Genomic DNA, 14,912 nt, shown 5'->3' on the forward strand with positions numbered 1-14,912 from the left:
CGAAAAGGTATGGATAAAAGTAAAGCGCTTTCATTTATTTTGCCGTCCTTATTTCTCGGATATGCGGATGGCGCGTCTGCCCACGAAAAAGATAAAAGGCCGAATATAGTTATCATATTAGCCGATGATCTGGGTTGGGGCGATGTGGGTTTTCATGGGAGTAATATTAAGACTCCCAATCTGGATAAGCTGGCAGAAGAAGGTATCCGGATGAACCGTTTCTACACGGCTCCCGTAAGTTCACCTACAAGAGCGGGATTGCTCACGGGGCGGTATCCTAACCGTTACGGATTAAGGGAGACCGTTATTCCGCCCTGGCGCGATTTCGGATTGGATACGGAAGAAGAATTACTGCCCGAAATGCTGGGAAAGGCGGGTTACACAGAGCGTGCAATCATAGGAAAATGGCATCTGGGGCATTCCCGGAAAGAATATTATCCGCTAAGCAGGGGATTTACATATTTCTACGGACACCTAAACGGGGCTATCGACTATTTTGACCATAAGAGGGAAGGAGAGCTGGATTGGCATCGCAACTGGGATTCTTCGTATGACGAAGGTTATTCCACAGACCTGATTACACAGGAGGCCATAAACTATATAGACAATCATTCGCAGGATGAGAATCCGTTCTTCCTGTATGTAGCCTATAATGCGCCGCATACGCCCTTGCAGGCCAAACCCGAAGATATCGCCCTGTATACGGACAATATAGAGGCTTTATCGCCCAGGGAACGTAAAAAAGCTACCTATGCGGCAATGGTAACATGCCTGGACAGGGGTATAGGTAAGATACGCGAAGCGCTAAAGGCCAAAGGCATGGATGAAAATACGCTGTTCATATTCTTTAGCGACAATGGGGCGGAACCCAACGGAGGGGGGAATAATAAGCCGTTGCGCGGGACAAAATTTGAAGAATGGGACGGGGGAGTAAGAACTCCTGCAATAATCTCATATCCGGCTAAGTATAAAGGAGGCCGCGAAATCAGCCAGGTCACCGGCTTTGTAGATATAATGCCTACAATAAAGTCGATACTTTCTATCAAAGGTAAACCTCACCGGCCTTTCGACGGAATTGATATTTCACCGGTGTTATCAGGAAAAGAAAATATTATAAAACGGGACCTGTATTTAGGTTGCGGAGCCGTGGTAAATAATGATTATAAATTAATCGTTCGGGGGAAGAACGACAGGATAAAAACGGATGAAGATTTTTTAATCTATTACCCGGAAGACAGTTATGAAAAAATGAATGTCAGCGATAAATACCCGGCCGAACTGCAAAGACTGAAGAAAATCGCAGAAAAATATGATGCGATAGAACCTCCGTTCAAGGTTCTTCCATACGGTCACGGACGCGAGGATTTTGTAGTTCCCTCCGAATGGAAAGTAGCAAAATAAGTGGACTGTCCGAAGCTGTTGGCTATGCTGTAAAAGTCAATAGAAAAAGCGGATAAGAAACGGAAAACTTTATCTATATATGCAGTTGATAGCTTTTAGCCATTAGCTTATAGCTCTTTGAAGGAATGAGAAAAAGTAAATTTGTAAATTAGCAGATGAGCAAATTAGTAAAAAGTGTTACATGTGTTACTTTTGTAACTTTTTTGGAAAGCCGTAGGGGCGAATAAATGCAGAACCTGTTACCTTTGTTACTTTTTTAAGTTGCGAGATACAAGAAAAAGGCTAACGGCTAAAAGCTATCAGCTAAAAAACTGTTACTTTTGTTACCTTTTAACCAAATATAGTTAACAAATATAAAAACCACAGTAAGAAAATAGTAGAAAAAGTGTCAGATATGTCAAGTTTTAACTATATATAGTTAATAAATGCAAAGGTAAGAGGCAGATCGCAAGCTTCAGCATATTGACTAATTACAACCGATAAATTGACATAAGTAGAATATTTAATATCCATACAGGCAATCAGCCCTTTTTATATCTTTAGCAACCAAAGAAATAAACTATGATATCACTTTGCGACAAAAAATTATTTTTCGGGATAGCGGCATCCATATCCCCGTTTTCAGGCATTCTGGGACAAGATTCGCCCAAGAGTCCGAACATTATTATTATCATGGCAGACCAGCTGCGTGCCGATTTATTGCAGCGCGAGCAATACCCGTTGAATACAATGCCTTTTGCCGATAATCTGGCGAAGAATGGAGTGTGGTTCGACAAAGCCTATACCGCAGCTCCGGCCAGCGGCCCGGCCCGGGTGTCCATGCTGACCGGAAGATATCCCGGTGCAACACATGTACGTTCCAACCATAATATTAAAGATGCTTTTTATAACAAAGACCTTTTTGATGTGGCCAGAGAGAAGGGATACGCAACGGCCCTGATCGGAAAAAACCATTCGCACCTGTCTCCCGACAGGGTAGATTACTGGAGTGCTTATAACCATGACGGGCAGGATTCGAAAGATAAAAGCGAGTTAGGCAACGCTTTTGACAAATATCTGAAGACCCTGGATATGTATGCCAATATGGAACCCTCACCCTATGGGATAGAAGCGCAATTGCCATACCGTATGGTAGACGATGCTTCCCGCTGGATAGATTCGGTATCCGGCAAGCCTTTCCTGATGTGGCTTTCTATTGCTGAGCCTCACAACCCGTACCAGACTTGTGAACCTTATTATTCGATGTTTCCTCCCGGGTCACTGCCGGAGATGAGAAGCTCTGCCGGAGATATGAAATCGAAAGGCGAAGAGTATGAGTTACTCTCGGAAATGATGGGGCAGGGGCATGTAGGCTATCAGAGGGATTTGCAGCGGCTCCGTTCTGTTTATCACGGAATGCTGAGGATGATCGACGACCAGCTGGCCCGTTTGGTAAATGAACTGAAAGAAAAGCATATCTATGATAATACTATCATTGTGTTTGTCGCAGATCATGGGGATTATGCCGGCGAATACGGCCTGATGAAAAAAGGCGTGGGACTGGACGATGCTATTGCCCGCATACCCATGCAATGGACAGGCCCCGGAATAAAGCCTTCTGCAAACCCGCATAAAGCGCATGTGAATATTGTTGATATTTTTCCTACCATTTGCGAAGTTATGGGTGCTGACATCCCGGTAGGAGTACAAGGGCGCAGCCTGTGGCCCATGTTGCAGGGAAAGGAGTATCCCGAAAAAGAATTCGGGAGCGTAATGGTGCAGGACGGCTTTGGCGGAATGTATTATACAAAGGAAGACGCTACCGATTATAAGGAAGAAGGCGCGGTAGGTAAGAAAGGCCTGTTTTTTGACGAACTCAATACATGGACGCAGAGCGGGACAATGCGTATGCTTCGCAAGGGAGACTGGAAGCTGGTTTACGATATGGATGGTAACGGAGAGCTTTATAACATGAAAAACGATCCGTCGGAACTGGATAATCTTTTTGGAAATAAAGAATATAGTGATATCAGGAATGAAATGATTGAAACCTTGTTAAGGTGGGATATTTCTACACAAGACCCTTTGCCGGTACCCAGAAACCGTTACCGTTTCAAAAGGAATGAACATAACTATATGTTCCGTTGAGGGAGGAACAAACAGCATAGATTAAGGAGGACGTTAATGAAATCATCCTCCTTTTCTTGAAGCATATTCACGCGGAGAAATGTTAAAGGCTTTCTTGAAGCATCGTGAGAAGTAATTAGGTGATGTGAAGCCGGCCATATATGCGACTTCCGAAACATTCCGGCCTTCATTTATAAGTTTAAGGCTATGTTCCAGGCGTATTTTGGTAATATATTCGGTAGCAGACAGTCCTACCAGCTTCTTAAGCTTGGTATGCAGCAGGGTACGGCTTATTCCCACGGCTTCGGTGATATCGGTTACCGAAAATGACTTGTCGATGTGTTCTTTGACATAATTGTGTATAGACTCCAGCAGCTTTTTATCGTGGACACATATATCAGGCTCTTCGGTAAATGATGTGGCCAGATTATCCCGCATCCTTTTACTTAATTGCTGTTGCATCTTCAACAGGTTTTTCACTCTCTGCTGCAAAATGGCCGGATTGAAAGGCTTCTCAACATAGGCTTCCGCCCCGTATTCATAGCCTTCCATCTTATTCTCATCCCCGGATTTCGCAGTGAGGATGACAAACGGGATATGGCATGTTTCTATCGAGGACTTTATTTCGTTGCAGAATTGCAGTCCGTCCATGACCGGCATCATCAGGTCGCTTATGATGAGATCGGGGCTTAAGTCCAAAGCGGCTATAAGTCCCTCCTGCCCGTTGACGCAAAGGGTTGTCCGGTAATCCTTGTTAAAGATTCCATCAATAAAGTTCAACAGTTCATGATTATCTTCGACAATAAGTATATGCGGCCTTTCCTGAGAATTGTCTGTATTGAGCGTGTTTATCTCCGTTTTATTTTCTTCGGGGATCAGGTATGAATAGCTGTCTATTACCTGGTTATCGAATCTCTTTGATGATATTTCATTCTCTTTGAATGAGTCTCTATCGACATTCACTACCACGGTAAATTTGCTGCCCTTACCTTCACTGCTTTCGACAGAGATATCACCTTTGTGTAATTGGGCAAGTTGTCTTACCATATTCAGTCCTATACCGAAGCCGCTGTTCTCCTTTGTGTTAATAGTCTGATAGTATTTGTCGAATATCTGGGAGAGTTCCCCTTCGGAAATCCCACAACCCGAATCGGCGACTTCTATCCGGAGTTTCTCTGTTCCGTTATCGTTATACAATTCGGCAGATATACGGATCTCTCCCCCGGCATCAGTAAATTTCAACGCATTCGAAAGCAGGTTGAAAACAATCTTTTCCAGTTTTGAGGGATCGAAATAAACGGGGTACCTTGATACCGTTATATTTATAGAGAATAAGATATTCTTACTCTCGGCCAATAGCTTGAATCCGTTCGCTATCTCTATAATGAAACGCAAGACATATCCTTCTTTGACCCTGATCTTTTCTACTTCCGTTTCTATTTTACTCAGCAGGATCAGTTCGTCTACCAGATTCTGCATTCTTTGCACATTTTTTTGTATCGCCTGTATTTTTACCCTTGCCTCTTCAGGGAGAGCGGATTGAGTCAATATAGTATAGATCGGTGATACGATCAATGTCAATGGTGTACGGAGTTCGTGTGATATATTAGTGAAGAAATTGATCTTTAGCCTGTTTACTTCTTTGAGCTTCTCCTTTTCTAATCGTTCTGTAATTATCAGACGGTGTTCTTTCTGACGTATGGAAATTATACGGTATACTAAGAATATGAGTAATAAAAGTATCAGAAAGTATATCACATATGCAGTCTCCGATTTCCAGAATGGCGGCAGCACTGTCAGATGAATGACCCTTATTTCACTCTCATTCCAGTTATTATCGAGTGCGGCCCGGACCATGAAGTCATATGCTCCTGCCGGAAGATTTGCATATGTAACCTGATCCTGGTTGCCCAGATCAACCCACTCCTTGTCTATATCGCTGAGTTTTATGGCATAAGATATATTGCGCGAATGCACAAGGGAAGGCGCCGAGAATATGAAAGAGAAGGATTTCGCCTGACTTTCGGTAAGGGTTATATCACTGGTTTCATTGATTGATTTTTTCAACGGGGAATTTTCTTCATTCGGGAAAACGCTTTTACCCATTATCCTCATATCAACGATATCGACCCGTGGATTTGTCTGGCTGATATTGAGCATACCGGGTTGTATACGGATCAGACCGTTGATAGTGCCGAAATAGATTCGCCCCAATTTATCTTTGTAAACGGAATTGTAGTTGAACTGGTCGTTCGGCAGGCCGTCCTGAGTTGTAAACTTCGAGAATAGCCGCCGTTCTCTGTCAAATCTCGCCAGTCCGTTATTGGTTGCGATCCACAGGTTGCCTTCATTGTCTTCCGTAAGTCCGTAAGTAGTATTGGACGGCAGGCCGTCCTCTTTATCATATGCCTTGACGGTATTATCTTTTGTCCGGATAAGATTCAAGCCTCCGTAATGGGTAGACACCCATATATTCTTATCTTTATCTTCATAGACATAGTTTATGTAATCGTCTGAAATACTCGGTGTCGTTCTTGTCGAATAATTTATCACCTCCTGATTGTGTTTATTATACTTGAACACCCCTCTGAAATGTGTGCCCAGCCATATATTCCCTGAAGAATCTTCGAAAAGGACATCTATTTGCCCGGTCCTGAAAATACCGGATTCAAAATCGACAAATTTATTTGTGGATTTGTCGTAATTCAGCAGGCCCGAGGTGGTTCCTATCCAGATAAGACCATCCCTGTCTTGTAATAAGGCGAAAACATTGTTATTATTGAATATAGGATATTGCTGTTTCATGTAATATGTGAACTTCCCCGTTTTGGGATCATACCTGTTCAGGCCACCTAAGTATGTGCCTATCCACAGGATTCCTTCATCGTCCTTTAATAGCGAATGGACGTTATTGCTTGTTAGCCCTCCGCCATTGCTTTTGCTTCCATAACGGGTAAAGTTGTCATCTTCGCTGTGATAATAGTTCAAACCTCCATTTTCAGTAGCAATCCATAGATCATTGCCTTCCGCCCCTATGATCTGGCGTACAGCTTTGCCTCCGATACTGTTCTTGCTCAGTTCCGGAACATACAGGGCAAATCTCTGGTACGATTTAAGTAATAAGTTTACGCCTCCGAAGTATGTACCTATTACCATATTATTATCCCGGTCTTTGTAGATACTGTATACAGCATTGTCATTTATACTGTTATTATCGCTAAGGTCATTCAGGCAGACAAGGTTTTCTCCACTTTCAGTATCGTATATATTCAGTCCCCATTCTGTTCCGACCCAAAGCCTGCCGGAGTCGTCTTCCCTTATATGATGAATATAAGAATTGCTAATACTTTTTACAGTAGAAAATGTTTTCTCATGAGGATCGAAATGTAACAAACCTTTATCTGCTGTGCCAACCCACAGGTTATCTCTTTGATCTTTATAGAGGCAAATAAGGTCGTTGGTAGGGATAGAATTTTTGTTTTTAGGATCATTGTAATACAGAGTAACCGTACTATCCTTTAACGATACGTGGTATAATCCTTTTTTGGTAGCTACCCATAGATCACCTTTTTCATCCTTAACAATATCCATCGCATTCCCGTTTACCACTATGTTATTCGCCCCAACATAATCTTTAACATTAAAAAGGCTGTCAATATGCCTGAGTCCACGGGGAGCGGCTACATAAAATCCTCCTTTTCCATCCTCTATCATTCCGCGTACAAGTACATTCTTGACAACGGTTTCGAAACGGTCTTGTTCCCGGTTATATCTGGTCAAACCATAATTAGTCGCCGCCCATAATGCTTTATTGGAATCTTCATATAAATACCTGATGTCATTACTCAACAGGGAAGTCGTATCTGATGAGTTATGTTCATATACAACAAAGGTTTTGCCATCGTATTTGCATACACCATTTTTTGTCCCGAACCAAAAGTATCCTTTCTGGTCTTCAAGTATTGCAAAAACCGTGTTGCCAGGTAGTCCGTCTTTATTGGTAAGATGAGAAAAACGAAGTCTGTTAACCGAAGTGGGAGAGGCTGTAACTACTACATGTAATAGAAACAAGCATAACAATAAGAACAAGTGTCTCATTTTTAATTCACAGTAAATTAGATTGTAAACAAAACTAATAAAATAATCCAGAATACAACACTTATACAGCCTTCTTAACTTCTGCCAATAAACATTTGTACTAATAATAAGAACATATGTGCTTTTTACGGGCGATATATATAACTACTTTTGATATAAACCTGAATCAATAATCCATTTCATTTTTTAACATGATATTTCCTATAAAATAACGAAAAGGATTGTTGTTTTTTGGAAAATATTTTATCTATGTAATAAGCTTTAGCCTTTAGCTTATAATTCTTTGAAAGAATGGAATAAGTGGTAAATAATGAGTAATAAGTTAAGTTGTAAGTTTCAGGTTTTTATAAAAGATACGGGTTACAAGTTACGAGTTGTTAACTGTTTACTGCTAACTGTTCACTGATTTTCCGTTACCTTTGTTACTTTCTGCTTGCGCAATTAAATATGAAGGCGGAATCCAGGAGGTTCAACTTTTGATTCGCATGATTTACTTATTGTTATTTAACTATAATCAATAATACCGGAAAAATGAATAATAAGAATTTACTTTTATGGATAGCGGCAGGTTTACCCTGTATAACTTCTATCGCTCAAAATTCCCGACCCAATATAGTACTTGTTATAGCCGATGATTGCCGTCGTGGCGACCTCGGTTGTTATGGAAGTGCCGACGCGGTTACCCCGAATATTGACCGTATTGCTTCAGAGGGGCTGAAATTTAATAATTTCTTTCAGGCTACAGCGATGAGTTCCCCAACCCGGCACTGTCTGCTTACCGGCCTGTATCCGGTGAAATCGGGAGCTTATCCTAATCATACTTTTATCGAAGAGGGCATAAAAACCCTTCCCTATTATCTTAAAAATGCCGGTTACCGTGTGGCAATACAGGGAAAAAGGCATATAGCTCCGTTAGAAGCCTTCCCTTTCGAATTTTTGAGTCCGGGAGGTGACAATGTCAATATTGAAAAAATAGAACGCTTCATGGCCGATGTCTCAGAAAAGAAAGAACCTTTCTTCCTATACATCGCTTCTCACGATCCACATTCGCCGTGGACAAGAGGAGACCGTTCCCTTTTTGATGCGGAGAAGCTGGCGCTGCCTCCTTCCCTGGTCGATACAAAAGAAACACGTGAAAAATATGTCAGTTATCTGGCAGAGATCAATCAACTGGATTCAGACGTGGGCAAAATAGATGAACTGATAAAGAAATATAATCTGGATAATAATACTATATTTATATTTACAAGCGAACAAGGATATTCATTCCCTTTTGCAAAATGGACATGTTATGACGCCGGCCTGCAAACGGGCTTTATCATACGCTGGCAGGGAGTAACTTCTCCCGGAACCGAAACGGATGCTATGTGCGAATATGTGGACGTTACGCCTACCCTGCTCGATATAGCGGGTGCAGCGGTTCCTGAGGGACTTGACGGACGCAGCTTCCAGCCTGTAATAAGGGGTAATGCGGACCGGTTTAAAGAATATGTTTTTGCATTGCAGACGACCAGAGGCATCATTAGCGGATCTCCATATTACGGGATACGGTCTGTAAGGAACGACAGGTTTAGTTATATCGTCAATCTTACGCCTGAGGAGCCTTTCAGGTGTGTTTCGACCAAGAATAACGATCTTGTCTGGGCTTCATGGAAAAGAGAAGCCGATACGAACAATCATGCAAAACAGCAGGTGTACAATTACCAGTATCGCCCGCAGGAAGAACTATATGATATTATTAACGACCCTTATCAAATGAATAACCTTATAGGTGACGGTAAATACACCCGGGATGTAGAAATATTGCGCAAAGAGCTTCATAAATGGATGGAATCGCAAGGAGATCTTGGCCAGGCTACAGAAATGGATGCATTGAAACATAAATATAAGGAAAAAAACGAAGAAGAATGAATAATACTACCTACGCTACCCCATTTGCCAAACCACTATATGTAATGCTGAAACCTATCGGTGCGGCATGCAATCTCAGATGTAAGTATTGCTACTATCTGGAGAAAAAAGAGCTGTATCCCGATGATAAGCGTTATGTGATGTCCGATGAGCTTCTTGAGAAGTTCATCAAAGATTATCTGGAATCCCAGACCATGCCGCAGGTACTTTTCACCTGGCACGGAGGCGAAGCGCTGATGAGGAATATATCTTTTTACAAGAAAGCGCTGGAACTGCAAAAGAAATATGGACGTGGACGTCAGATAGACAACAGCATACAGACAAACGGCACATTGCTGACCGACGACTGGTGCCGTTTCTTCAAGGACAACAATTTCCTTGTAGGGATATCCATAGACGGCCCTCAGCATTGCCACGACAAGTACCGCAAGGGAGTGAACAACGAGCCTTCGTTCTACAAAGTAATGAAAGGCCTTTCCCTGCTGAAAAAACACGGGGTAGAGTATAATGCCATGGGAGTAGTCAACGACTATAACGTGGACTATCCGCTGGAATTCTATAATTTCTTCAAGTCCATCGATTGCCGCTTCATCCAGTTCTCTCCTATCGTAGAACGAATAAACGGGGAACCCGCCTCATGGAATGTACCTGCCGCGGGATGGGGAGATTTCCTTATCGCCATCTTCAACGAATGGGTAAGAAACGATGTGGGACAGTTTTACATACAATATTTCGACTCTACCCTGGCAAACTGGGTAGGTGCCGACCCGGGGGTGTGCACGCTGGCAAAATACTGCGGGCATGCCGGAGTAATGGAATTCAACGGGGATGTCTATAGCTGCGACCATTTTGTATATCCCAAATATAAACTGGGCAACATTAAGACACATACCCTGACCGAAATGATGTATTCGCCGCAACAGATGAGATTCGGACAGGACAAATACGATAAGCTGCCGCGGCAATGCAAGGAATGTGACGTGCTGTTTGCCTGCCACGGTGAATGCCCCAAGAACAGGATAATAAAGACAAAAGACGGCGAAGAGGGACTTAACTACCTCTGCGAAGGTTATTACAAGTTCTACAAGCATGTAGCTCCATATATGGACTTTATGAAAAAGGAACTCGACAATAAGAGGCCGCCGGCTAATATTATGCAATATCTGAAGGAGAACAGGATAGACGCAATGATATAGGAAACTGATAAGCGAATGATATTATCAAAGTATATCTTTTACTTCCATCCTGTATCCCCTTATTATTTTGGAGAGAGTAAATGTTAAAAATTTCCCGATGGCTTAGGCTGCCTCCGGCTTGCAGGTTCTGCCTTGCCGAATACAGGAGCGCCACTCTTGCCGAAAGTAAATTGCTGTATGCGTATATCCCTTCTCCATCCGGGTTTTAGGTCGATCTTGGAATGGTAAACGATCCAGTTTTGTGTTCCGTCCGGCGATGTTGTGAAACTGGCATGTCCTACACCGTGAACCTTATTATTCCCCGTAAAAACGGGACCGGATTTTTCCCAGTTAGCCCGCTCCAGAAGATCGGCGTCCTTATCTTTCAACCTCAGTAGAGCCAGCTTGTAGGTTTCCAGCCACGACTGCCCGCAAGAATAGATAATAAACAGGTTATCACCATTTATCAGCACTTCGGGACCTTCATTCAGATCGAGAGGGCCGCCTGTTTCCCATTTTGCATCCGGTTTCGATAACAGTATCCGGCCTGTCGATAAAGTCCAGGGATTTTCCATTCCGGCAATATACAGATATTGCTGCGTCTTGTCCGTTTTCTCTATCTGCTCCCAGCCGGACCACACAGCATATAGCTTGTTTTTCCATTCGAAAACGGTCATATCTATCGCCCAGCGATTTTCCCGCGGATCATCTTTCTTTCTCAGGTCATCCCCCGTGAACATCATCCCCTTATCTATATATGCACCCTGTGGATCTTCGGTGACCGATTCCAGAACTCCTGTACGCTGATGTATGAAAGGGGGGCCTGACTCTCCGGCAGCATAGTAGATGTACCATTTGCCACGGACATAATGCAGTTCGGGAGCCCAGATACACCTTTTGTTCCATCCTTCGGACGGAGGGCTCCATACTGTTACGGGATCACCCTGCTTATGCAGCTCTGTCGTTTTGGAGACAGCAATTCCTGCTCCTTTTACAAAACAATAATAATAACAGCTATCGGTTTTAATAACCCATGGATCAGCCCCCTTGGCTATAGGATTATTAAAATACTTGTCACCGCTATCATCCTTATCCTGTGCGTACAGAAACGGCACAGGATAAAGAATAAGTATCAAGAATATTATGCAACAGTTTTTCATGGAATTGTATATTATTTCACTATAAGCCTGACATCATCTATCCAGCTGGTGTTGCCCGAAGCGCCCACATAAAAGACGATCTGGTAACGTCCCTTGTCCGGGATGGGAATGTCCTTGAAATCGAATGTCTGCAACTCTTTAGTGAGGGTTATCTCTTTATCCAAAGCCTTAGCCGCCTGATTTCCGGCTTCTTCTACCCTGAAGAAAATAGTCGATGTCTTATCCGACCTGCCTTTGAAAGAAACAGTAGCGACCGCATTTTCTTTTCCGGTATTGAATACCCACTTCATAAGGGATGAATTAGGCTTCCTTCCTTTTTTCTTAATATCGATACGGGCTGTTTTCCTGCCCGATATAGTGTTTACGGTATCGATACTGAACCTTACATCCGCGCCATCCTTTGTAACGATATTCCAATCGCCGAAATTGTCATCGAATTCCCCGTTTATATCGTCACGCTTATAAGCCTGCTGACGCTGCCCGTATCCGCGGGTGTCCATAGGTGTTACTCCTATCCTGTCCGCCCATTGCTTCCACCATTCATACATTCTGGCACGCCTTTCAGGGAATTTTCCGGACAGATCGGTCATTTCTGTCGGATCGGCTTCCATATCATACAGTTTAACGGATGACTCGTCATACCTGGTTCCCTCGTCCGTTTTCGACACTATCTTCCACTTGCCGTCCCTTACTGCTATATTTGCTTCATGTTCCCAGAATGTGATGTCGCGGTTTGTCGTTCCCCCTTTAAAATTAGGGACAAGGCTGACGCCCTGCATCGGCGTAATTTGGTGGCCTTTGTAATTTTTCGGATATTCGGCTCCCGACAGGTCGACACATGTAGCCATAATGTCGGTAAAATGGCCATACTCATTCACAAACGATCTGTTCAGCTTCTTATCAATTCCGGCCGGGTAATGTACGATAAGCGGGGAAGCTATCCCCCCTTCATTTGTATAGTGTTTGTATTCCCTGTAGGGTGTACTGCTCAGATTTGCCCAGTTGATACGATAGCTTTCATATGTATCCTGTTTTCCATCTACGGCTTTGCGTTTTCCGCCACTGATAAACTCCGCGCAGGCGCCATTATCTGCCATAAACATAATGATTGTATTATCCGACTGTCCTTTTTCCTTCAGCTTTTCAACCAATCGTCCGATACCCTGGTCCATGGCATCTATTTGCGCGGCATATATTGCCATACGCATCGTAAATTCGTGCTGCTGCTCCGGCGTGAGTTTGTCCCATGCTTCTACAGCCTGATCCCGTGGAGAAAGAACAGCGTCGCTCCCGAATAATCCCATTTTTTGCTGGCGTTCGAATCGTTCCGCCCTCAGTTGGTCCCACCCGGCTTTGTACCGTTGCACATACTTTTCTATATCCTTTTCTAAAGCATGCAGCGGCCAGTGGGGAGCATTGTAGGCAAGGTAAAGGAAAAACGGGCTTTCCGAAAAGTTATGCTTGTCTATATAGTTTATAGCATTGTCGCTGATGGCATGGGTAAAATAGAATGAACCGTCTTTAGGTGTTTCAACCCTTTTGTTATTAATATTTACAACAGTTTCGAAATAGTTTGCCGCTCCTCCTACGATTCCGTAGAACTTATCAAATCCTCTCTGGTTCGGCCAGTTGTCCATTACCGCCCCTTCGTTCTGACGGTCACTGCTCAAATGCCATTTACCGCTCATATACGTTTTATAACCGGCTGTCCTGAGCACTTCGGCAATAGTAACACATTCGTTATTTAAAAATCCCTGGTAGGGAGGACGTTGCAGATTGGCAGCAGCCATCCATCCCATTCCTGCCTGATGAGGATACAGACCGGTCATTAACGCGGCCCTGGACGGACAGCTACGGGCCGAATTGTAAAACTGGCGGTAGCGGATACCGTCTTCGGCCAGTTTATCCAGATTGGGCGTTTCCACCTCGCCTCCATAACATCCCAGGTCGGAATATCCCATATCGTCGGCAAGGATAACTATTATATTGGGCTTTTCCTGAGCATTGCTTATTGCAGATGCTCCGGCAAAGGCCAATCCTAAATAGGAGAATTTTCTACTGACTTTCATTTTTTCATTAAAGTTATTCGATTTATTCGAGAGAGAAAATTAAGATCAACTAAAAACCTCTCCATTCATTTATATATAACCCGTTGCTCTGAACATCCCGTATTCTGTTCCTGAATACCAGCTCTTCCGAAACCTTGTATGTAGAACCACCCTTTGCATACTGATAATTCAGCCTGAAAGTTTTCGTAGATACATCATAGGTCGATTTTCCGTCGGGAGATACCACTACCGGCGAAGTTGGGTCGGGAAGTATGCTAATTTCCCCGCCTCCATATACCGGAACATCCACAATAAACGAATATGTGGCCTTTGCCGGGTCCTTCGACTGGGAGGTTGCATCTGCAACGACACGCATCCTGGTAGGGCCTGTAGTTTTCAGCAAACGATAACTTTCCGTAACGGTGGAAATATTTGCATAAGTAGTTTCTGTTGAAACTCCCGCGTTTGTTGCAGTGATCTTTCCACTATATGTATAATTCCCATGCTGTTTGGCAAAATAGCTGACAGAGAGTTTCATATAATTCATCCCTGCATTTATCGAGTCTATAGTTGAAGATGAGACCAGTCGTATAGGTATTATGTATTCTCCTGTCAAGGATTTTGGATCGTTCAGGAAAGTAAGCGAATCTAATTTTACCGGGAGGTAACCCTTCAACTGGCCTTTAGGTATTCTGATTTCCGAATCCCCAAAGCTATAGAAGGTCTGAGGTAATTCGTACTGACCTGCCGTGTTGATCAGTGACGGGTCTATGGTATAGCTGACAGACCTGTCCTGTCTGTTGTCTACTACTCCCGAAAAAATAACTCCTATTTCCAGCTCAAGCCCTTCCCCCACTATAATGTTCCTGTTATAGGACTGGTTGGGGAGATAAACAGAAGTGTAGGGATAAACAACATCTTCTTCTTCGAAACCGCAAGAGTAGAATATTCCCAGAAGTATTACGGATATTAATAAATATTTTTTCATATTATAAGCTTTTTTGTAGTACAAT

At 43.2% G+C, this 14,912-nt stretch carries 8 protein-coding genes; 4 read left to right on the forward strand and 4 right to left on the reverse strand.

Features of this window, described 5'->3' with window-relative positions; genetic code table 11:
• Positions 1-9: 9 nt before the first annotated feature.
• Together ACYQ3L_RS03150 and ACYQ3L_RS03155 are read left to right on the forward strand one after the other, a co-directional pair.
• Positions 10-1,401 (forward strand): arylsulfatase B, encoded by a 1,392-nt coding sequence (locus ACYQ3L_RS03150; protein ID WP_380001807.1) that lies wholly within the window; start codon positions 10-12, stop codon positions 1,399-1,401.
• A 561-nt stretch (positions 1,402-1,962) separates the two neighbouring features.
• Positions 1,963-3,528, forward strand: coding sequence for a sulfatase family protein (locus ACYQ3L_RS03155; RefSeq protein WP_380001805.1), 1,566 nt, complete (start codon positions 1,963-1,965; stop codon positions 3,526-3,528).
• A 42-nt stretch (positions 3,529-3,570) separates the two neighbouring features.
• Here ACYQ3L_RS03155 and ACYQ3L_RS03160 read toward each other — a convergent pair whose 3' ends face one another.
• The gene (locus tag ACYQ3L_RS03160) at positions 3,571-7,605 is read right to left on the reverse strand and encodes a hybrid sensor histidine kinase/response regulator transcription factor (RefSeq protein WP_380001803.1); all 4,035 of its coding nucleotides are present in this window, start codon (positions 7,603-7,605) and stop codon (positions 3,571-3,573) included.
• 531 nt (positions 7,606-8,136) lie between these two features.
• On the opposite strand from ACYQ3L_RS03160, the gene ACYQ3L_RS03165 reads away from it, so the two are divergent.
• Complete coding sequence (locus ACYQ3L_RS03165; RefSeq protein WP_380001801.1) at positions 8,137-9,516, forward strand: sulfatase family protein; 1,380 nt, start codon at positions 8,137-8,139, stop codon at positions 9,514-9,516.
• Positions 9,513-10,712 carry an anaerobic sulfatase-maturation protein gene (locus tag ACYQ3L_RS03170; RefSeq protein ID WP_380001799.1) on the forward strand — a complete coding sequence of 400 codons (1,200 nt, stop codon included), beginning with the start codon at positions 9,513-9,515 and terminating at the stop codon, positions 10,710-10,712. The genes ACYQ3L_RS03165 and ACYQ3L_RS03170 overlap by 4 nt, the downstream gene beginning before the upstream one ends.
• An 83-nt stretch (positions 10,713-10,795) precedes the next feature.
• Here the strand turns inward: ACYQ3L_RS03170 and ACYQ3L_RS03175 are convergent, their stop codons facing one another.
• The 3 genes from ACYQ3L_RS03175 to ACYQ3L_RS03185 are packed head-to-tail and all read right to left on the reverse strand — an operon-like array spanning position 10,796 to position 14,887.
• On the reverse strand, positions 10,796-11,851 hold the full coding sequence (locus ACYQ3L_RS03175) for a glycoside hydrolase family 43 protein (protein WP_380001797.1): 1,056 nt from the start codon (positions 11,849-11,851) through the stop codon (positions 10,796-10,798).
• Between the two features lie 11 nt (positions 11,852-11,862).
• Positions 11,863-13,920 (reverse strand): arylsulfatase, encoded by a 2,058-nt coding sequence (locus ACYQ3L_RS03180; protein WP_380001795.1) that lies wholly within the window; start codon positions 13,918-13,920, stop codon positions 11,863-11,865.
• 49 nt (positions 13,921-13,969) lie between these two features.
• Entirely contained in the window at positions 13,970-14,887 is a 918-nt protein-coding gene (locus ACYQ3L_RS03185; RefSeq protein WP_380001793.1) for a BT_3987 domain-containing protein, read from the reverse strand.
• Between the last annotated feature and the right edge of the window lie 25 nt (positions 14,888-14,912).

It is taken from the genome of Dysgonomonas termitidis (genome assembly GCF_054657735.1).